The sequence below is a fragment of the Dokdonella sp. genome (assembly GCF_019634815.1).
Classification (GTDB): domain Bacteria; phylum Pseudomonadota; class Gammaproteobacteria; order Xanthomonadales; family Rhodanobacteraceae; genus Dokdonella_A.
In genome coordinates this window covers 1-19245 of sequence record NZ_JAHCAP010000012.1, presented here as the reverse complement: position 1 = coordinate 19245, position 19245 = coordinate 1, and the positions used below count along the sequence as shown (strand labels likewise).

The 19245-nt window shown below is 66.7% G+C and carries 15 protein-coding genes; 14 read left to right on the top strand and 1 reads right to left on the bottom strand.

Annotation, left to right across the window (positions count from 1 at the left end):
- Positions 1 to 80: 80 nt before the first annotated feature.
- The 11 genes from KF759_RS07705 to lpxC all read left to right on the top strand — a co-directional run bounded on the left by KF759_RS07705 (position 81) and on the right by lpxC (position 13427).
- Positions 81 to 1583: a UDP-N-acetylmuramoyl-L-alanyl-D-glutamate--2,6-diaminopimelate ligase gene (locus KF759_RS07705; protein ID WP_291224216.1), complete on the top strand. Its 1503-nt coding sequence runs from the start codon at positions 81 to 83 to the stop codon at positions 1581 to 1583.
- On the top strand, positions 1577 to 2953 hold the full coding sequence (murF, locus tag KF759_RS07700) for a UDP-N-acetylmuramoyl-tripeptide--D-alanyl-D-alanine ligase (RefSeq protein ID WP_291224214.1): 1377 nt from the start codon (positions 1577 to 1579) through the stop codon (positions 2951 to 2953). The genes KF759_RS07705 and murF overlap by 7 nt, the downstream gene beginning before the upstream one ends.
- A complete protein-coding gene (mraY, locus tag KF759_RS07695) occupies positions 2943 to 4076 on the top strand; it encodes a phospho-N-acetylmuramoyl-pentapeptide-transferase (protein WP_291224212.1) in 1134 nt (377 codons plus the stop codon). The genes murF and mraY overlap by 11 nt, the downstream gene beginning before the upstream one ends.
- Entirely contained in the window at positions 4076 to 5284 is a 1209-nt protein-coding gene (ftsW, locus tag KF759_RS07690) for a putative lipid II flippase FtsW (protein WP_291224210.1), read from the top strand. The genes mraY and ftsW overlap by 1 nt, the downstream gene beginning before the upstream one ends.
- On the top strand, positions 5281 to 6363 hold the full coding sequence (gene murG / locus KF759_RS07685; protein WP_291224209.1) for an undecaprenyldiphospho-muramoylpentapeptide beta-N-acetylglucosaminyltransferase: 1083 nt from the start codon (positions 5281 to 5283) through the stop codon (positions 6361 to 6363). Before ftsW ends, murG begins: the two co-directional genes overlap by 4 nt.
- Positions 6360 to 7802 carry a UDP-N-acetylmuramate--L-alanine ligase gene (gene murC / locus KF759_RS07680; protein ID WP_291224207.1) on the top strand — a complete coding sequence of 481 codons (1443 nt, stop codon included), beginning with the start codon at positions 6360 to 6362 and terminating at the stop codon, positions 7800 to 7802. The genes murG and murC overlap by 4 nt, the downstream gene beginning before the upstream one ends.
- Positions 7802 to 8806, top strand: coding sequence for a D-alanine--D-alanine ligase (locus tag KF759_RS07675; RefSeq protein ID WP_291224205.1), 1005 nt, complete (start codon positions 7802 to 7804; stop codon positions 8804 to 8806). Before murC ends, KF759_RS07675 begins: the two co-directional genes overlap by 1 nt.
- Positions 8803 to 9618 (top strand): cell division protein FtsQ/DivIB, encoded by an 816-nt coding sequence (locus KF759_RS07670; RefSeq protein ID WP_291224204.1) that lies wholly within the window; start codon positions 8803 to 8805, stop codon positions 9616 to 9618. Before KF759_RS07675 ends, KF759_RS07670 begins: the two co-directional genes overlap by 4 nt.
- Positions 9615 to 10850, top strand: a complete 1236-nt coding sequence (ftsA, locus tag KF759_RS07665; RefSeq protein ID WP_291224201.1) for a cell division protein FtsA — start codon at positions 9615 to 9617, stop codon at positions 10848 to 10850. The genes KF759_RS07670 and ftsA overlap by 4 nt, the downstream gene beginning before the upstream one ends.
- 189 nt (positions 10851 to 11039) lie before the next feature.
- The gene (gene ftsZ, locus KF759_RS07660; protein WP_291224199.1) at positions 11040 to 12218 is read left to right on the top strand and encodes a cell division protein FtsZ; all 1179 of its coding nucleotides are present in this window, start codon (positions 11040 to 11042) and stop codon (positions 12216 to 12218) included.
- 297 nt (positions 12219 to 12515) lie between these two features.
- Positions 12516 to 13427, top strand: a complete 912-nt coding sequence (gene lpxC, locus KF759_RS07655) for a UDP-3-O-acyl-N-acetylglucosamine deacetylase (RefSeq protein ID WP_291224197.1) — start codon at positions 12516 to 12518, stop codon at positions 13425 to 13427.
- Between the two features lie 116 nt (positions 13428 to 13543).
- Here lpxC and KF759_RS07650 read toward each other — a convergent pair whose 3' ends face one another.
- On the bottom strand, positions 13544 to 13999 hold the full coding sequence (locus KF759_RS07650) for a DUF721 domain-containing protein (protein WP_291224196.1): 456 nt from the start codon (positions 13997 to 13999) through the stop codon (positions 13544 to 13546).
- Positions 14000 to 14023: 24 nt separating this feature from the next.
- Here KF759_RS07650 and KF759_RS07645 point away from each other — a divergent pair, with 24 nt between their 5' ends.
- The 3 genes from KF759_RS07645 to KF759_RS07635 all read left to right on the top strand — a co-directional run bounded on the left by KF759_RS07645 (position 14024) and on the right by KF759_RS07635 (position 19041).
- On the top strand, positions 14024 to 14968 hold the full coding sequence (locus KF759_RS07645) for a M23 family metallopeptidase (protein ID WP_291224194.1): 945 nt from the start codon (positions 14024 to 14026) through the stop codon (positions 14966 to 14968).
- Positions 14969 to 15312: 344 nt separating this feature from the next.
- On the top strand, positions 15313 to 18075 hold the full coding sequence (gene secA / locus KF759_RS07640) for a preprotein translocase subunit SecA (protein WP_291224192.1): 2763 nt from the start codon (positions 15313 to 15315) through the stop codon (positions 18073 to 18075).
- Between the two features lie 18 nt (positions 18076 to 18093).
- Positions 18094 to 19041: a Nudix family hydrolase gene (locus KF759_RS07635; RefSeq protein ID WP_291224190.1), complete on the top strand. Its 948-nt coding sequence runs from the start codon at positions 18094 to 18096 to the stop codon at positions 19039 to 19041.
- Positions 19042 to 19245: the final 204 nt, after the last annotated feature.

The following is a 19245-nucleotide window of genomic DNA, read 5'->3' as shown; positions in this document are numbered from 1 at the left end:
GGCACCCTGTGCCCGCGGCAGCGATCAGCTCGAGCGCTGCGCATGCGCACGGGAGCAGCGGCATGAGTCGGTGTCCATCGATGAGTCTGCGTGATCTGCTTGCGGGACATGCCGATGCCGGTGCTGCGGGTGACATCCGCGTGAACGGCCTGAGTCTGGATTCGCGCAGCCTGCGTGCGGGTGAGGCCTTCGTTGCCTTGGCCGGCAGTCGGATGCACGGCATGGGCTTTGCGCCGACCGCCGTCTCCCGTGGAGCGGTGGCGATCCTCGCCGATCCTGCGGGCATCGCCGATGCGACTGCGCGTGATACGGCAGCCGGTACATGCGGCGCGGCGCCACTGCTGTGGGTCGAGGACCTGCGCGCGCGGGTCGGCGCACTCGCGGCGCGCCTGTTCGGCGAGCCTTCACGCGCGCTGCACGTGACCGGCGTCACCGGCACCAATGGCAAGACCTCGACCGTGCAGCTCATCGCCCAGGCCTTGCAACACGCAGGTCGGATCACGGCGACCATCGGCACGCTCGGCGCGGGCCTGCATGGGCGATTGCAGGCCGGCGAGCGGACCACGCCCGATGCAATCCAGGTGCAGGATCTGCTGGCGCAATTCCGCGATGCGGGCGCGAGCCACGTGGCAATGGAAGTGTCCTCGCATGCGCTCGATCAGGGGCGCGTCAATGCGGTTGACTTTGACCTGGCGGTCTTCACCAACCTCACCCGCGATCATCTCGACTACCACGGCACGATGCAGGCTTACGGCGCGGCCAAGGCGCGCTTGTTCGCATGGCCGGGCCTGCGCGCCGCGATCATCAATGTAGACGATGCCTTCGGGCGTGAGCTGGTCGCGCAGCTCGAAACGAAAGCCGAGGGCTTGCGCCTGCATCGTTGCGGCATCGACAACGACGCGGCGGACATCGTCGCGCGCAAGATCGAGACGGGTGCGCATGGCCTGGACTTCCACCTGGGCACGCCCTGGGGCGCAGGGCCGGTCAGCACCGCACTGCTCGGTCGATTCAATGTCTCCAACCTCCTCGCGGTGGTCGCCGTGCTGGGCGAATGCGGACTCGATTTCGCCGCGATCCGTGCGGCGCTCGCCGCGCTCGACCCGGTGCCCGGTCGCATGAGTCGCCTCGGTGGCGCGCCGGCGCAACCACTGGTGGTGGTCGACTACGCGCACACGCCCGATGCGCTCGAGCAGGCACTGCGCAGCTTGCGCGCGCATTGCCGGGGCGAGCTGATCTGCGTGTTCGGCTGTGGTGGTGAACGTGACGCGGGCAAGCGGCCACAGATGGCCGCGATCGCCGAAGCGCTGGCCGACCGCGTGATCGTCACCGACGACAATCCACGCGCTGAAGACGGCGATGCGATCGTGGCGCAGATCCGCGTTGGCTTCCGCCAGCCGAAGCGGGTGCACTTCGAGCGTGATCGCGCCCGCGCGATTGCTGCCGCGGTGAAGGCGGCCGCTGCCGCCGATGTCGTGCTCGTCGCCGGCAAGGGCCACGAGCCCTATCAGGAAATCGCCGGCACGCGTCGTCCATTCGATGATCTTGCCGTGGCGCGCGCCGCGCTGGAGGCACGCCCATGCTGAACTGCACGAGCGCCGACATCGCCCGCTGGAGCAAGGGTCGTCTGCAGGGCAGCGACGTGCCGCTGCGCGGCGTCGCCATCGACAGTCGCCAACCGATGCCCGGCGCCTTGTTCATCGCCTTGCGCGGCGAGCAGCACGACGGCCATGACTTCGCCGCGGATGCCGCGCGCAATGGCGCGGCCGCGTTGCTGGTCGAGCGACCGCTTGCGATCGCCTTGCCGCAGATCGTGGTCACCGACAGCCAGCTTGCGCTCGGTGAACTCGCCCACGCCGTGCGCCGGCGCAGCAGCGCGCGCGTGATCGGCATCACCGGTTCCAACGGCAAGACCACCGTCAAGACCCTGCTCGCTTCGATCCTCACGCGGCACGGGCGCACCCACGTCAACGCCGGCAACTTCAACAACGAGATCGGGCTGCCGCTGACGCTGCTTGCAATGCCTGCCGACACCGAATATGCCATCCTCGAGATGGGCGCCGGCAAGCCGGGCGACATCGCCTATCTCGCGCGCATCGCCCAACCCGATGCGGCCCTGGTCAACAACGTCGCTCCCGCGCATCTGGAACGACTCGGCAGTCTGCAAGGGGTGGCCGAGACCAAGGGCGCGATCTACCGCTCGTTGCCGGCCGAAGGCTTGGCCGTGATCAACGCCGATGAGGCCTTCGCCGAGTATTTCGGTGTGCTCGCGCGCGGTCGCCGCGTGTTGCGTTTCGGTCTCATGCGCAGCGTCGACATCGGAGCCATTCTCGATCCGGGCTTGGCCGAGCAAGGCTGCTTCCGCCTGCTCACACCCAGCAGCGGCATCGAGATCGCGCTGCCGCTGCGCGGGCGCCACAACATCGCCAATGCGCTCGCCGCGAGTGCGCTTGCGTTTGGTCTGGGCGTGCCGCTGGCGACGATCAAGGCGGGCCTCGAAAGCGCGGCCCCGGTGGCCGGACGCTTGGCGCGCATCGAACTCGCCTCGGGCGCACAACTGATCGACGACAGCTACAACGCCAATCCGGGTTCGTTTGCGGCGGCGATCGCGACGCTGGCCAGCGAATCCGGCGAGCGCGTGCTGGTGATGGGTGACATGGCCGAGCTGGGCAGCGATGCCGAGCGACTGCATGGCGAAGTCGGAGCGCTGGCCAAGCGCAGCGGCATCGAGCGGCTCCATGCGGTCGGGACGCTCAGCCGCTCCGCGGTCGAGAGCTTTGGTGCCGGCGCGCGGCATTTCGCCAGTCAGGCCGAGCTGGTGAAGCACTTGCGCAGCGAACTGCGCGACGGGCTGGTGGTGCTGGTCAAGGGGTCGCGCTCCTCGGCAATGGACAAGGTCGTGCGCGAACTGCAGGGCGCGAGCGGCAGCAACGGAGGCAATCGCCATGCTGCTTGAACTGGCCGATCTGCTGCGTGGGCATTTCAGCGGATTCCATCTCTTTCAGTACCTCACCTTCCGCGCGATCATGGGCGCGCTCACCGCGCTCGCCGTTTCGCTGCTGGCCGGACCGGCGCTGATCCGCAAACTCGCCGCGCTCAAGGCCGGACAGGTGGTACGCAGCGACGGTCCGCAGTCGCATCTGTCCAAGGCCGGCACGCCGACGATGGGCGGCGCGCTCATCATTGCCTCGATCGCGGTGTCGACCCTGCTCTGGGCCGACCTGCACAACCGCTTCGTCTGGCTGGTGCTGCTGGTGCTGTTCGCGTTCGGCGCGATCGGTTTCTATGACGACTACAAGAAGCTGGTGCGCAAGGACAGCCGCGGCCTGGCCGCACGCTGGAAGTATTTCTGGCAATCCTTGTTCGGGCTGGGCGTGGCGGTATTCCTCTACGCCAGCGCGGATACGCCGGCGGCGACCACCTTCTATCTGCCGATCCTCAAACAGGCGCAGTTTCCGCTCGGCAGTCTTGCCGAGCTGGCGCAGGGCGGTTCGCCGTGGCTGTGGCTTGGCGCATGCGCCTTCGTGTTGCTGGCCTACCTGATCGTGGTGGGCTTCTCCAATGCGGTCAATCTCACCGATGGTCTCGATGGCCTGGCGATCATGCCTTGCGTGCTGGTGTCGACTGCGCTGGGCGTATTCGCCTATGTCGCCGGCAACCGCGTGTTCTCCGAGTATCTGGGCATTCCGGCGATTCCCGGTACCGGCGAGTTGGCGATCTTCTGCAGCGCGATGGCCGGTGCGGGCCTGGGCTTCCTGTGGTTCAACACCTATCCCGCGCAGGTATTCATGGGCGACATCGGCGCGCTCGCTCTCGGCGCAGCGCTCGGCTGCGTTGCGGTGATCGTGCGGCAGGAAGTCGTGCTGCTGATCATGGGTGGCGTGTTCGTGATGGAAACGGTGTCGGTGATGTTGCAGGTCGGCAGTTTCAAGCTGCGCGGCAAACGCATCTTCCGCATGGCACCGATTCATCACCACTTCGAGCTCAAGGGCTGGCCCGAGCCGCGCGTGATCGTGCGCTTCTGGATCATCAGCGTAGTGCTGATGCTCATTGGTCTGGCCACGCTCAAGGTGCGCTGATGCTGCTGCTCACGCCCACCAACGAACAGCAGGCCCTGCGCGTCGAAGGCATGAGCGGGCGCTACGACCCGTGGTTGATCGTGCTTGCCTGCGCATTGGCAAGTCTGGGCGTGGTGATGGTCGCGTCGAGCTCGATCGCGGTGGCCGAGGGCCAGCACATCGGCGCCTTCTATTATCTCAAGCGCCACCTGGTCTTCCTCGCCATCGGGCTCACCGCAGCGCTGGTTGCAGCGCGCATCGAACTGTCCTGGCTCGAACGCCATGCGCCATTGCTGCTGTTGCTGGCGGCTTTGCTGCTGGCGCTGGTATTCGTGCCGATGATCGGCGTGCGCATCAACGGCGCGCGGCGCTGGATCCGCATCGGGCCACTGGGCTTCCAGTCGGTCGAGGCGGTCAAGGTGTTGCTGGTGGTCTACATGGCGAGCTATCTGGTGCGCCATCGGGACAACCTGCAGACGCAACTGCTCGGCGTGCTCAAACCGCTCGGCATAGCGGCCCTGTTTGCCGGCCTGCTGCTGGCGCAGCCCGATTTCGGTTCCGCCACCTTGCTGATGGCGGTGGTGATGGGCATGGTCTGGCTGGGCGGTGCGCGCCTGCGCGACCTTGCCTTGCTCGCATGCGCAGCGCTGCCGTTGGTGGCCTGGATCGCGTTCGGCCAGGACTATCGGGTCAAGCGCCTGACCTCGTTCCTCGATCCCTGGGCCGATCCGTTCAAGGATGGATTCCAGTTGACTCAGGCCCTGATCGCGATCGGGCGCGGCGAGTGGTTCGGCGTGGGCTTGGGCGGTTCGGTGCAGAAACTGTTCTACCTGCCCGAAGCACATACCGATTTCATTCTCGCCGTGCTCGCCGAGGAGCTGGGCTTCGCCGGCATCGTGCTGGTGCTCACGCTGTTCGCCGCCTTGGTCGGGCGCGGCTTCGTCATCGGCATGCGTGCCATCGAGCAAAACCGCCATTTCGCGGCGTTCTGCGCCTTCGGCGTGTCGCTGATGGTCGGCCTGCAGGCGTTGGTGTCGATTGGCGTGAACCTTGGCGTGTTGCCGACCAAGGGTCTGACCTTGCCGCTGATCAGCTCGGGTGGATCGAGCGTGATCATGACCTGCGCGGCGATCGGTCTGTTGGTGCGGGTGAGCTACGAGGTCAGTCGCGCCGACAACGCGATGATGGCACTGGTCGAACAACGGCAGGCGGTCGGGGTGCGCGCATGAAGCCGACGCAAGTCGACAGCGGTCCGGTGATGATCATGGCCGGTGGCACCGGCGGACACATCTTTCCGGGCCTTGCGGTTGCCGACGAACTGCGCGCCTGCGGCGTGCCGGTGGTATGGATCGGCAGTCGCGGCGGACTGGAAACGCGCCTGGTGCCGCGTCACGGACTGGTGCTGGAAACGCTCAGCATCGGCGGCCTGCGTGGCAAGGGCATCGTGACCATGCTGACGATGCCGTTTCGATTGCTGGCAGCGACGATCGCCGCCCGCGGCCTGCTCAAGAAGCACGCGCCGCGCTGCGTGTTGTCGATGGGCGGTTTTGCCGCCGCCCCCGGCGGCTTCGCCGCGCAGATGGCAAAGATTCCGCTGGTTGTCCACGAGCAGAACAGCATCGCCGGCATCACCAACAAGCTGCTTGCACGGCGTGCCACGCGTGTGCTTACCGGTTTCGAGAACGTGTTCGAGGGTGGCGAATGGGTCGGCAATCCGGTGCGCGCTTCGATCTCCTCGTTGCCGGCGCCGGCGCAGCGCTACACCAGTCGCAGCGGCCCGCTGCGGCTGCTCGTGCTCGGTGGCAGCCAAGGCGCGCAGAGTCTCAATGTGGCGCTGCCCGAGGTGTTGCGTCGGCGCGGCTCGAAGCTGCCGGTGGTGGTGCGCCACCAATGCGGCGAGCGTCATTTCGACAAGGCCAAGGCCGCGTATCTGGCAGCGCAGATCGAGGCCGAGGTGGTGCCATTCGAAGATGACATGGCAGCTGCCTATGCGTGGGCGGATCTGGTGATCTGCCGCTCCGGTGCGTTGACGCTCGCTGAGCTCGCCGCAGCGGGCGCACCGGCGATTCTCGTGCCCTATCCGAATGCGGTCGATGATCACCAGACGCGCAACGCGCGGGCGATGGTCGCTGCCGGTGGCGCGGTGCTGGTGGCCGAAGGCGATGACTTCGTCAAGCGCCTGGGCGCGGCCTTCGAACGCCTGTCGGTGCGCTCGCGCCTGCAGGCCATGGGCAGTGCCGCGCGCATGCTGGCCAAGCCGGATGCCGCGCGCCGCATCGCCGACATCTGCCTGGAGGCCAGCGCATGACGCCGTCGCGCCTCCAGCAGCATGGCGACATCATGCAGGACTTTCGGCGCGTGCACTTCGTCGGCATCGGCGGCGTCGGCATGAGCGGCATCGCCGAGGTGCTGTGCAATCTCGGCTATGCGGTGTCGGGCTCGGACAAGGCCGACAACGCGACCACCCGGCGCCTGACCGCGCTGGGTGCACGCATCGACCGCGGCCATGCCGCACAGCACGTCGCCGACGCCGACGTGCTGGTGGTATCGAGCGCGATCAAGCCCGACAACCCCGAACTCCTCGCCGCACGCGAACGGCGCATCCCGATCGTGCCGCGTGCGGAAATGCTCGGCGAGCTGATGCGCTTCCGGCGCGGCATCGCGGTCGCCGGCACGCATGGCAAGACCACCACCACCAGCCTCACCGCCAGCGTGCTTGCCGAGGCCGACTTCGATCCGACTTTCGTGATCGGCGGCCAGTTGATTGCCGCGGGTGCGAACGCACGCCTGGGCAGCGGCGAGTATCTGGTCGCCGAGGCCGACGAGTCCGATGGCTCCTTCCTGCTGCTCTCGCCGGTGATCGCGATCGTCACCAACATCGACGCCGATCACCTGGAAAACTACGGCGGCGATTTCGAGCGCGTGCGCAAGGCCTTCGCCGAGTTCCTGCATCGTCTGCCGTTCTACGGCGTGGCAGTGCTGTGCGCCGACGATGCCAACGTCGCCGTGCTCGCCCGTGAAACCAATCGCCGCACCCTCACCTACGCGATCGACGCCGACGCCGACGTGCGCGCCAGCGACTTGCAACAGGACGGCCAGGCGACCCGTTTCATCCTGCATCTGCCTGACGCTGCCGAGCCGGTTGCCGTTCGCCTCAACCTGCCCGGTCGCCACAACGTGCTCAATGCACTCGCCGCCTGCGCGGTGGGTTGGCAATTGGGCGTGGATGCCGCGGCAATGGCGCGTGCGCTGGCGCAATTCCAGGGCGTGGGCCGCCGCTTCCAGATGCGCGGCGAGCTCGCGCTCGACAACGGCCGGGTGCTGCTGGTCGATGACTACGGACACCATCCGCGCGAGCTGGCCGCGGTGTTCGCGGCCGCGCGCGGCGGCTGGCCTCGGCGCCGCCTGGTGGTGGCGTTCCAGCCGCATCGCTACACGCGCACGCGCGACCTGCTCGATGACTTCGCCACCGTGCTCGCCGATGCCGACGTGCTCGTGCTCACCGAGGTCTACCCGGCCGGCGAAGCGCCAATCAGCAATGCCGACGGTCGCGCCCTGGCGCGTGCGGTGCGTGTGCGCGGCAAGGTCGATCCGGTGTTCATCGCGCATCCGCGCGAGCTTCCGGCGACCCTGCCGCCGTTGTTGCGCGATGGCGACCTGCTGCTGTTGCTGGGCGCGGGCGACATCGGCGCGGTGGCGAGTGAACTTGCGGCGGCGGGTCAACTGCGATCCGCGGGAGGCGCGTGATGTCCAACCAAGCCACGATCACCCCCCGCGTGCCGGCGTTGCGCGTGACCGATCCCAGGGCTTTTGGCCGTGTTGCCGTGGTGATGGGTGGGCAGTCGGCCGAGCGCGAGGTCTCGCTCGATTCGGGTCGCAATGTCCTTGCGGCGCTGACCGAACTGGGTGTCGACGCGCATGCGGTCGATGGCATTCCGGCGCTGCTTGATGCGCTGCGCGCCGGCCACTACGCACGCGTGTTCAACATCCTCCACGGTCAGCGCGGTGGTGGTGAAGATGGCGTGCTGCAGGGCGCGCTCGAATCGCTGCACGTGCCCTGCACCGGTTCGGGCGTGCTCGGCTCGGCGTTGTCAATGGACAAGGTACGCAGCAAGCAGGTGTGGATTGCGCAGGGCCTGCCGACGCCGCGCTTCGTCGCCTTGCGCAAGCGCGATGGTGCCGGTGATGTGCATGCAGCGGCCCGCGAGCTCGGCCTGCCGGTGATCGTCAAGCCGGCCTGCGAGGGGTCGAGCGTGGGTGTTTCACGCGTGTTCCGCGATGCCGACATCGAAGGCGCGGCAGCGCTCGCGGCGCGCTATCCGGGCGATTTGCTGGTCGAGAAGATGATCGTCGGCATGGAACTCACCGTGGCGATCCTCGGCGGCGCCGCGCTGCCGTCGATCCGCATCGTGCCCAAGGGCGAGTTCTACGATTACCACGCCAAGTACGTGGCCGAGGATACCCAGTACCTGTGTCCGGGCCTGGACGGCGAGGCTGAGCGCGAGCTCGGCGCACTGGCGCTGGCTGCCTTCGATGCGCTCGGTTGCAGCGGCTGGGGCCGCGTCGACGTGATGCGTGATCTCGATGGCCGCAATCACCTGCTCGAAGTCAATACCGCGCCGGGCATGACCAGCCATTCGCTGGTGCCAAAGGCTGCACAGCAGATCGGCATCGACTTCCGCAGCCTGTGCTGGCGCGTGCTTGAAACCAGCCTCGATTCGACGGCCGAGCTCGGCGGGGGCGGTCCATGAACGGTGCGCTCAAATTGCTCGCCTGGGTGCTGGCGCTGGCGCTGGTCGCGCTGCCGGCGCTGGGTGTGCTCGAAGGCTGGTTCGCGGTCGATCGCTGGCCGGTGACGCGCTTGTCGGTGAGCGCCCGGTTCGACCATGTCAGTTCCGAGCAGATCCGTGCCACGGCCCAACCGTTCCTCGGCAAGGGCTTCTTTGCGACCCGGCTCGGACCGCTGCGCGATGCGCTCGCGCGGCTGCCGTGGGTGGAGCGCGTCGAAGCGCGCAAGCGCTGGCCCGACACCATCGAGCTGGTGGTTTACGAGCAGCAACCGTACGCACGCTGGAGCGATGACCGTCTGGTCAATCGCAATGGCAAGTTGTTTGTCGCGGGCGCGGCGTTCGGTCTCGATGGCTTGCCGCGGTTGTCGGGTCCCGATGATCGCCTCGATGACATCCTGCGCTTCTATGCGCAGTACCAGCCCGAATTCGCCAGCAGTGGCCTGGTGATCCGCGCCGTCGAGGTGTCGCCGCGCGATGGGTGGCGCCTCACCCTCGCCGCCGGCACCACGATCGATCTCGGTCGCGAGCAGCGCATCGCGCACCTGCGCCGCTTTCTCGATGTCTGGCCGCGCTTGTCCGGCTCGCACGCGCAGCCGCCGCAACACGTCGACCTGCGCTACACCAACGGCTTTGCCGTGGCTTGGCCGGCCGAAGCCGGCGCCAGGCCCGCCAGCGGCGTACCCGCGGGGCTTGCCGATGCCGCCCTGGCGGCTTCGCCGGATCTGGTCGAAGTCGCGCACCCGTATTCCCTGAGCAGGTTTCCGACCCCATGAAATCCAGGACCGACAAAAACCTCATCGTCGGCCTCGACGTCGGCACTTCCAAGATCGTTGCCATCGTCGGCGAGCACACCCCGGGCGAAGCGGTCGAGATCATCGGCGTCGGATCGCACCCGGCGCATGGCCTCAAGCGCGGCGTGGTCGTCGACATCGAGTCGACCGTGCATTCGATCCAGCGCGCGATCGAAGAAGCCGAATTGATGGCCGGCTGCCAGATCCGTTCGGTGTATGCCTCGATCGCGGGCAATCACATCAAGGACGAGAACTCGCACGGGACCGCACCGATCCGCGACAAGGAGGTTTCTGCCGCCGACCTCGACGCGGTGCTCAACTCGGCCTGCGCGATCGCGATTCCGGCCGATCGCAACGTGCTCTACCGCGAGCCGCAGGAATACCTGATCGACGGTCAGGAAGGCATCCGTCATCCAGTCGGCATGTTCGGCGTGCGGCTGGAGGCCAACGTGCATCTGGTCACCGGCGCGGCCAGCGTGATCCAGAACATCAGCAAATGCATCAACCGCTGCGGGCTGCAGGTCGACGAAATGCTGCCGGCCGCGGTCGCCTCGGCGCGCGCGGTGCTGACCGAGGACGAACGCGAACTGGGCGTGTGCATGGTCGACATCGGCGCCGGCACCACCGACATCGCGATCTACACCGGCGGAGCCTTGCGCCACACGACCTCGCTGGCAATCGGCGGCGACCAGGTGACCTCGGACATTGCGCACCTCATGCGCACGCCGACCGCGCATGCAGAGGAACTCAAGGTGCGCTACGCCTGCGCCCTGGCCCAGCTCGCGCATGCCGAGGAAACGATCCAGGTGCCCAGCGTCGGCGATCGTCCACCGCGCCGGCTGGCGCGGCAGAACCTCGCCGAGGCGGTGCAGCCGCGCTACGAGGAAATCTTCGAGATGGTGCAGGCCGACCTGCAGCGCAGCGGCTGCGAACCGCTGGTGCGCGCCGGCATCGTGCTCACCGGCGGCGCGGCGCGCATGGAAGGCGCGCTCGACCTGGCCGAGGAACTGTTCCACATGCCGGTGCGCCTGGGCACGCCCCAGCACGTGACCGGCCTCGCCGACGTGGTGGCCAATCCGATGCAGGCCACGGGTGTGGGCCTGTTGATCCATGGCAGTCGCAGCGGCGCGGTGCGCGGTTCCACATCGGGCAGTGCGGCCGCGGTCAGCGGGCTTTGGGGTCGCGTCTCGACCTGGTTCAAGGGTGAGTTCTGAAGGGTTCGAACTGGATGCAACCGGCATGGGGGTCGGTTCAACCAGGCAGCAGCGCAGCGCAGGACGCGCGGCGTGCGACCGAAACGGTCGCAAGCAGTGGCACGCCAGCCACTGACGTACGGCGCGGGCGCGGAGCGTCACGTAGCCGCAATCGAGCAACACATAACGACTATTGCGGAGGATGGGAGCATGGCCAGTTTTGAATTCGTCGAGAAGATGTCGCCCAATGCGGTGATCAAGGTGGTGGGCGTGGGCGGTGGTGGCGGCAATGCCGTCAGCCACATGGTGCACGCGGGTGTGGATGGCGTGGATTTCGTTTGTGCCAATACCGATGCGCAGGCACTGCGCAGCAGCGGCGCCAAGTTCACGCTGCAACTGGGTGCCAATGTCACAAAGGGTCTGGGCGCGGGCGCCAATCCCGAGGTCGGCCGCCAGGCCGCGCTCGAGGATCGCGAGCGCATCGTCGAGCTGCTGCAGGGCGCCGACATGGCCTTCATCACCGCCGGCATGGGCGGTGGCACCGGTACCGGCGCCGCGCCGGTGGTGGCCCAGCTCGCCAAGGAGATGGGCATCCTCACCGTGGCCGTGGTCACCAAGCCGTTTCCGTTCGAGGGACGTCGGCGCATGCAGGTGGCGCTCAAGGGCATCGAAGACCTGTCGCAGTACTGCGATTCGCTCATCACCGTGCCCAACGAGAAGCTGCTCACCGTGCTCGGCCGCGACGTGACCCTGCTCAGCGCATTCAAGCAGGCCAACGACGTGCTGCTGGGTGCAGTGCAGGGCATTGCCGACCTCATCACGCGACCGGGCCTGATCAACGTCGATTTCGCCGACGTGCGCACGGTGATGAGCGAGATGGGCATGGCGATGATGGGCTCGGGCACCGCCAAGGGCGACGACCGCGCGGTCGCGGCGGCCGAGGCGGCGATCAACAACCCGCTGCTCGACGACGTCAATCTCGCCGGCGCCTGCGGCATCCTCGTCAACGTCACCCACGGCACCAATCTGACGATGCGCGAGTTCGACGACATCGGCCAGGTCGTGCACGAGTTCGCCAGCGAGGACGCCACCGTGGTCATTGGTACCGCACTCGACCCCGAACTCAAGGACGATGTGCGCGTCACCGTGGTTGCCACCGGCCTCAACCGCGCGGTGGCGCGCCAGCCGATCCTGCGCGAAACGCGCGAGACGGCACGGCCGCCGATGCGCGTGATCAAGCGCGATGGCACCACCGGCCAGGTGGTCGAGGACTATCTGGGCATTCCGGGGCAGGCTGTGCGCGCCGCGATCGAATCGGCGTCGGCGCAGCCCGAACGCAGCGCCGAGTACCTCGACATCCCGGCGTTCCTGCGCCGTCAGGCGGACTGAGGCGGGTTCGACGCACCGGCAGGTTCCGGCCGTCGACCGAACGACGGTCCGCTCCGATCGGGAGCGGCCGCCGCGGAGTCTTCGGCCTGCGCTGGATCGATCCGCAGCTTCCATCCCACCACCGCCCTGTGGCGTCAGGGCGGTGGGTTTCTCGCCATCACGTCTTGCCGGCCTGTCGCTGTTGCAAAATAGCGACAGATTGTAGGCTGCATACATCGGTTTACTTTTCCGCCCGTCCGGGCCTGTGCTAACCTCGCGGCGTTTTGTCAGCTCCAGCCCCGGGGTTACACATAAAAAATGATCAGGCAACGCACGCTCAAGAACACCATCAGAGCGACGGGCGTGGGTCTCCACACGGGCGACAAGGTGTACATGACCTTGCGACCCGCAGCAGTCGATACCGGCATCGTGTTCCGCCGGGTCGACCTGCCCAATCCGGTCGATATCCGCTCCTGTTGCGAAAACGTCGGTGACACCCGACTGTCCACGACCTTGGTCAAGGGCGATGTGCGCATTGCCACGATCGAGCACCTGCTGTCGGCAATGGCGGGCTTGGGCATCGACAATGCCTATGTCGATCTGTCGGCGCCCGAAGTGCCGATCATGGACGGCAGCGCCGGCCCCTTCGTGTTCCTGCTGCAGTCGGCGGGGATCGAGGAGCAGGCCAAGGCCAAGCGCTTCATCCGCATCAAGAAATCGGTAACCGTGCGCGACGGCGACAAATGGGCGCGCTTCGAGCCCTTCGATGGCTTCAAGGTCGGCTTCTCGATCGACTTCAACCATCCGATGTTCACCAAGCGCACCTCGACCAGCGAGATCGACTTTTCCACGACCTCGTTCGTCAAGGAAGTCAGCCGTGCGCGCACCTTCGGTTTCATGCGCGACATCGAGTATCTGCGCGAGCGCAATCTGGCGCTGGGCGGTTCGATGGACAACGCGATCGTGCTCGACGACTACCGCGTCCTCAACGAGGACGGGCTGCGCTACGAGGACGAGTTCGTCAAACACAAGATCCTCGATGCGATCGGCGACCTGTACCTGCTCGGCCATAGCCTGATTGGCGCGTTCTATGGCTACAAGTCGGGTCACGAGCTCAACAACAAGTTGTTGCGGACCCTGCTCGCTGATGCGGCAGCCTGGGAAGAAGTCAGCTTCGAAGATGAAGCATCGGCTCCGATCTCCTACGTCCATCCGGCGCAGGCGGTCTGAGCACGGCGCAAGCTCGCCTGAATTCGGCGAGTCAGAGGCAGGCGGCGCAGTCGCGCCGTTGTTGCAGTGATTCAAAACCATCGATGGCGTCACGGATCGACGGACGCCTGACGTGGTTACTTGTCGGCACAGGAAGCCATTTCGAGCAACACGGCCCGCAATTGCGGGTCCTCAAGGAGGGTTGCCGTCGTGCGCAGGTGGCGCGCGGCTGCAGCAGAAAGCGGTGCAGGCTTTGTCGGGTTCGGGGGAACAGTCGGCAAAGAGGCCACTTTCACGGCAAAGCGTTCGATCACCTCGCCAATGGCGTGGCGGGCTTCGGCCAACAGCTCTGCTTCGTGCAGGCGCAGGCGGCTGGCCCAGATCGGACTGGAAGCCAGAAAGACGAGCCGTCCTTGGCGGATGTCGGCGAGACGTGTCTCGCGGGCGGTCGCTGCGGGCAACAACCGACGCAATCGTTGGTCCAGCGAATCCAGGGCGTGCGCACGTTGTGCGATCGCGCCGAGGGTGACGCACTCTTTCGCGAGCCGGGGCGACGGCGCGTGCGAGGGTGGACTGGAACGATTGGATGACATGACCAGCAGGAATCCGTAACGGCCATGAACATTATCATCCTCCGCAATACCGCGACGCCGCCCTGGCGCTTTGACCTGGGTACGCGCCGTGGCCGCCTGCTCGTGCTGGGCACGACCGCTGCCTGCGTTTCCGTCCTGATGGGGCTGGGCGTTGCAATCGGCTTGTGGGCCGGAACCTCGCATGCGCGCGAATGGCGCGCCCTCGATGCGATGCGCATTACGCTCGACAGCCAGCGCCACGACCTCGATGCGCTCGGCGCCCGTTCGCGCCGCAACGTCGATGCACTGTCGGTCCAGCTGGGTCAGTTGCAAGCGCAGGCGACCCGGCTCAATGCCGTGGGCGCGCGTCTGGCCCAGATCGGCAAGCTCGACGACGGCGAGTTCGATTTCTCCACCGAGCCGGCGATGGGCGGTCCCGAGGATGCCGTCAGCGGCGGAGCCGCGCCCTTGCCCCTGCAGGAAGGCATCGACCAGATGCGTGTCGCCTTCGACAGCCAGCAAATCCAGCTCGACATGCTCGAAAACCTGCTGCGCGATCAGAAGATCGACCGCGCGCTGCTGCCGACCGGCATGCCGGTTGCGCAGGGCTACATTTCCTCGGGCTTCGGCGGCCGCGCAGATCCATTCGATGGCCACCAGGCCGCGCACCTGGGGGTCGATTTCGCGGCACCCGCAGGGTCTGCGGTGATGGCGGTAGCCGGTGGTGTCGTCACCTTCGCCGGGGTCCGCAATGGCTACGGCAACGTCGTCGAGATCGACCACGGCAACGGTTACATGACGCGTTATGCCCACAATCGTTCGCTCAGCGTGAGCGTGGGCGAGCGTGTGCGTGCAGGGGAAACCATCGCTGCGGTTGGTTCGACCGGGCGCTCGACCGGCTATCACTGCCATTTCGAGGTCTGGCACAACGGCCGCGCGGTCAATCCGATGGCCTACGTGAACAACGTGCGTTCGACCCAGAGTCTGTAAGGTCATACCTTCGCGGCTGCCGTGGGGGCCACGCCCCGGTCGCGCAGGCACTGCAGATTGCTCGCTCCCCACGGTGCGTCATTGGCGAGCCGTGGGTGTCAGGCGTCTGCGCGCGAGATCCGGAACCCGCCCCCGACGCCACTTGATCGGCGTTGCCCTGACACCCATTTCCTTGGTTATCGGGCCCGGCCGCCGTATCATCGGCAGCTTGGCCTCGTGCCGCCCCGTGTCGCGCCAACCCCTTCTGTCCGGGGCATCGGCTGCGCGCGGCCCGCGAAGCCCGGGTGCGCCCATGCCGGCGTACCTGTGCGCCGCACTCCCGAATCCCAAATCGAAGACCATCCATGCTCAACTCTGTCCTGACGCGCATTTTCGGCAGCCGCAACGAACGCGTGCTGCGCCAGCTCGACAAGTCGGTCGCCAAGATCAACGCGCTGGAAGCCCAGTATCAGGCGCTCGGCGATACCGAGTTGCGCGCCAAGACCGAGGAGTTCCGCAAGCGCCTCGCCGACGGCGCCTCGCTCGACAGTCTGCTGGTGGAAGCCTTTGCCACCGTGCGCGAGGCCTCGCGCCGCGTGCTGGGGATGCGCCATCACGACGTGCAGCTGGTCGGCGGCATGGTGCTGCACATGGGCAAGATTGCCGAGATGCGCACTGGCGAAGGCAAGACCCTGGTCGCCACCTTGCCGGTCTATCTCAATGCGCTCGAGGGCAAGGGCGTTCACGTCGTCACCGTCAACGACTACCTGGCCAAGCGCGACTCGGCCTGGATGGGCAAGATCTACGGCTTCCTGGGCATGCGCGTGGGCGTGGTTTGGCCGGGCATGGAGTACGGCGACAAGCGCGCCGCCTACGAGGCCGACATCACCTACGGCACCAACAACGAGTTCGGTTTCGATTACCTGCGCGACAACATGGCGCTGGCCAAGGAGCAGCGCTACCAGCGCGGCCTCAACTTCGCGATCGTCGACGAGGTCGACTCGATCCTGATCGACGAAGCGCGCACGCCGCTGATCATTTCCGGCCCATCCGACGAATCGCCGCAGCTCTACGTCAAGGTCAATCGCATCGTGCCGCGCCTCACGCGCCAGGCCAGCGAACCCAAGGTCGGCGAGCCGCCCGTACCGGGCGACTTCTGGGTTGACGAAAAACAGAAGCAGGTGCACCTGTCGGAAGAAGGCATGGAGCATGCCGAGCAACTGCTGCGCAGCGAAGGCGTGATCGGGCCCGACGAGGGTCTGTACGACTCGCAACACATCGCCGTGGTGCATCACCTCAACGCCGCACTGCGTGCGAATGCGATCTACCAGCGCGATGTCGACTACATCGTGCGCGACGGCGAAGTCATCATCGTCGACGAATTCACCGGCCGCACGCTGCCCGGTCGACGCTGGTCCGAAGGCCTGCATCAGGCGGTCGAGGCCAAGGAAGGCGTGCCGATCCAGCGCGAGAACCAGACGCTGGCCTCGATCACCTTCCAGAACCTGTTCCGCATGTACAAGAAGCTGTCCGGCATGACCGGTACGGCCGATACCGAAGCCTACGAATTCCAGACGATCTACGGTCTCGAAGTGGTCGTGATCCCGACCCACAGGCCGATGGTGCGCAAGGACGAGGCCGACGTGATCTTCCTCAAGGCGGGGCCGAAATTCGAGGCCATCGTCGAGGACATCAAGGAATGCCATCAGCGCGGCCAGCCGGTGCTGGTCGGCACCGCGTCGATCGACATGTCCGAATTGCTCTCACGCATGCTCGACAAGCAAGGCGTCCCGCACGAAGTGCTCAATGCCAAGCAGCACGAACGCGAGGCGCACATCGTCGCCCAGGCCGGCCGCCCCGGCTCGATCACGATCGCCACCAACATGGCCGGTCGCGGTACCGACATCGTGCTGGGCGGCAGCCTCGACGCCGAGCTCAACGCATTGCCCGAAGACGCCAGCCAGGCCACGCGCGACGAGATCAGGGCGCAATGGCAAAAGCGCCATGACGAAGTCATTGCCCTCGGCGGCTTGCGCATCGTCGGCACCGAACGCCACGAGTCGCGCCGCATCGACAACCAGTTGCGCGGCCGTTCCGGACGCCAGGGCGACCCCGGTTCCAGCCGCTTCTACCTCTCGCTCGAGGACAACCTCATCCGCATCTTCATGGGTGAGGGCGTCGCGCGCATGATGCGGCTGTTCGGCATGAAGGAAAACGACGCGATCCAGGACCGCATGGTCAGCCGCCAGATCGAAAAGGCGCAGCGCAAGGTCGAAGCGCACAATTTCGATATCCGCAAGCACCTGCTCGAGTTCGATGACACCGCCAACGACCAGCGCAAGGTCATCTACCAGCAACGCAACGAATTGCTCGACAGCGACAGCGTCGCCGAAACCATCGCCGCCATTCGCGAGGATGTCGTCACCGATTTCGTGCAGCGCCAGGTGCCGCCCGAATCGGTCGATGAACGCTGGAACATCGGCGCGCTGGAAAGCGCCCTGGTGTCGGAGTTCGGCTTGCAGACCAATCTGCAACAGTGGATCGAGGAACAAACCGAAGTCGATGCCAATCACGTGCGCGAACACGTGCAGGAACTGATGGAGCGGGTGTTCCGCGAAAAGGAAGCGATGCTCGGCAGCGAAGTCATGCGTGGGCTGGAAAAGCACGTCATGTTGTCGGTGCTCGACAACGTCTGGAAGGAGCACCTGTCGAGCATGGACTACCTGCGCCAAGGCATCTATCTGCGCGGCTACGCGCAGAAGCAGCCCAAGCAGGAGTTCCAGCGCGAGGCCTTCGAGTTGTTCCAGGCCATGCTCGGTCGCATCAAGTTCGAGGTCGTGCAGCTGCTGGCGCGCGTGCGCATCCGCAGCGAAGACGAAGTTGAAGCGATGGAAGCGCAGCAGCGCCTGCAGGCTGAAGCGCAGGCGCAGTCGATGCAGTTCCAGCATGCCGACGCGGCGGCGATGAGCGCGGGGCAATTGGCCAACGACGGCGAGCACGAGGCAGGTGCGCAGCCGGTGGCGGTGCAGATGCCCGTGCATCGCGACGAACCCAAGGTCGGCCGCAACGATCCCTGCCCCTGCGGCTCGGGCAAGAAGTACAAGCAGTGCCACGGCAAGCTCGCCTGAGCTGAGAGCGCATCGTCGATGCCCTCAGCGACGCCCATTGCGGTCGTTGCCGGCGTCATCATCGACGCGCAAGGGCGCGTGCTGCTTGCGCAGCGCCCGCCCGGCAGTCATTTGGCTGGGACGTGGGAGTTCCCGGGCGGCAAGATCGAACCCGGCGAGGCGGCCGTCGATGCCCTCGCGCGCGAACTGCGCGAGGAACTGGGTCTGGTCATCGAATCGGCGCGGCCCTTGATCCGCGTGCCGCACGACTACGGAGACAAGCGCATCGTGCTCGATGTCTGGCGCGTGTCGGCGTGGTCGGGCCGGCCGCATGCGCGAGAAGGCCAGCAGCTGGCCTGGGTCGCGCTCGGCGATCTCGACCGCGTCAGCATGCCTGCCGCCGACTTGCCGGTAGTCACGGCGCTGCGCCTGCCCAGTCGCTTCCTCATCACCCCCGCGTTCGAGCAAGGGCACGGTGAGGCCCTGCTGGCCGGCATCGAGCGTGCCTGCACGCGCGGCGTCGGCATGATCGCGCTGGATCAGCCGGGCTGGCCGCGTCCCGAGCTGGCTGTTGCGGCGCGCCGCGCACATGCGATCTGCCAGACCCATGGCGTGCAACTGCTGCTTGCCGACGACGCGCCGCTCGCGGCGATCCTCGGGCTTGAAGGCGTCTACCTGTCGCCGTCCGTGGCCGCGGGTTGCGCACGTCGCCCAATGCCGGAGGGTTTCCGTGTCGGCGTCGCCTGCCATGACGCTGCGCAACTCGAGCGCGCGATCAGCCTTGGCGCCGACTTCGCCACACTCGGCCCGATCTTCGCCCCCACCGATGCGCCCGCTGCCGACGCCATGGGCTGGGACGGCTTCGAGGCGCGCATCAGCGCTGCCACATTGCCCGTCTATGCCTGCGGCAATCTGGAGAGTGACGACCTCGACGCCGCGCACATGGCCGGCGCACAAGGCATCGCCGCCCGCCGCGGACTTTGGTAGCCACTCGAGCCTGCCGCACCCCGTAGAGCGCCGCTTGCTCCGCTCCCGTGCTTCTCGTAGAGCGGAGCTTGCTCCGCTCCCGTGCATCAGGTCGGGCCTTCCGGCCCTCCTACCTCGCGCTGTTGTAGGAGCGACGGCAGTCGCGGCCTTCCCGTAGAGCGGAGCTTGCTCCGCTCCCGAGCGTCAGGTCGGGCCTTCCGGCCC

Bases quoted from the DNA above. Each gene is read 5' to 3' on its own strand.
- KF759_RS07635 (WP_291224190.1), top strand. From the start codon at position 18,094: ATGCCCTCAGCGACGCCCATTGCGGTCGTTGCCGGCGTCATCATCGAC.
- lpxC (WP_291224197.1), top strand. From the start codon at position 12,516: ATGATCAGGCAACGCACGCTCAAGAACACCATCAGAGCGACGGGCGTG.
- ftsW (WP_291224210.1), top strand. From the start codon at position 4,076: ATGCTGCTGCTCACGCCCACCAACGAACAGCAGGCCCTGCGCGTCGAA.
- murC (WP_291224207.1), top strand. From the start codon at position 6,360: ATGACGCCGTCGCGCCTCCAGCAGCATGGCGACATCATGCAGGACTTT.
- murF (WP_291224214.1), top strand. From the start codon at position 1,577: ATGCTGAACTGCACGAGCGCCGACATCGCCCGCTGGAGCAAGGGTCGT.
- mraY (WP_291224212.1), top strand. From the start codon at position 2,943: ATGCTGCTTGAACTGGCCGATCTGCTGCGTGGGCATTTCAGCGGATTC.
- KF759_RS07645 (WP_291224194.1), top strand. From the start codon at position 14,024: ATGAACATTATCATCCTCCGCAATACCGCGACGCCGCCCTGGCGCTTT.
- KF759_RS07675 (WP_291224205.1), top strand. From the start codon at position 7,802: ATGTCCAACCAAGCCACGATCACCCCCCGCGTGCCGGCGTTGCGCGTG.
- ftsZ (WP_291224199.1), top strand. From the start codon at position 11,040: ATGGCCAGTTTTGAATTCGTCGAGAAGATGTCGCCCAATGCGGTGATC.
- murG (WP_291224209.1), top strand. From the start codon at position 5,281: ATGAAGCCGACGCAAGTCGACAGCGGTCCGGTGATGATCATGGCCGGT.
- KF759_RS07705 (WP_291224216.1), top strand. From the start codon at position 81: ATGAGTCTGCGTGATCTGCTTGCGGGACATGCCGATGCCGGTGCTGCG.
- KF759_RS07670 (WP_291224204.1), top strand. From the start codon at position 8,803: ATGAACGGTGCGCTCAAATTGCTCGCCTGGGTGCTGGCGCTGGCGCTG.
- secA (WP_291224192.1), top strand. From the start codon at position 15,313: ATGCTCAACTCTGTCCTGACGCGCATTTTCGGCAGCCGCAACGAACGC.
- ftsA (WP_291224201.1), top strand. From the start codon at position 9,615: ATGAAATCCAGGACCGACAAAAACCTCATCGTCGGCCTCGACGTCGGC.
- KF759_RS07650 (WP_291224196.1), bottom strand. From the start codon at position 13,999: ATGTCATCCAATCGTTCCAGTCCACCCTCGCACGCGCCGTCGCCCCGG.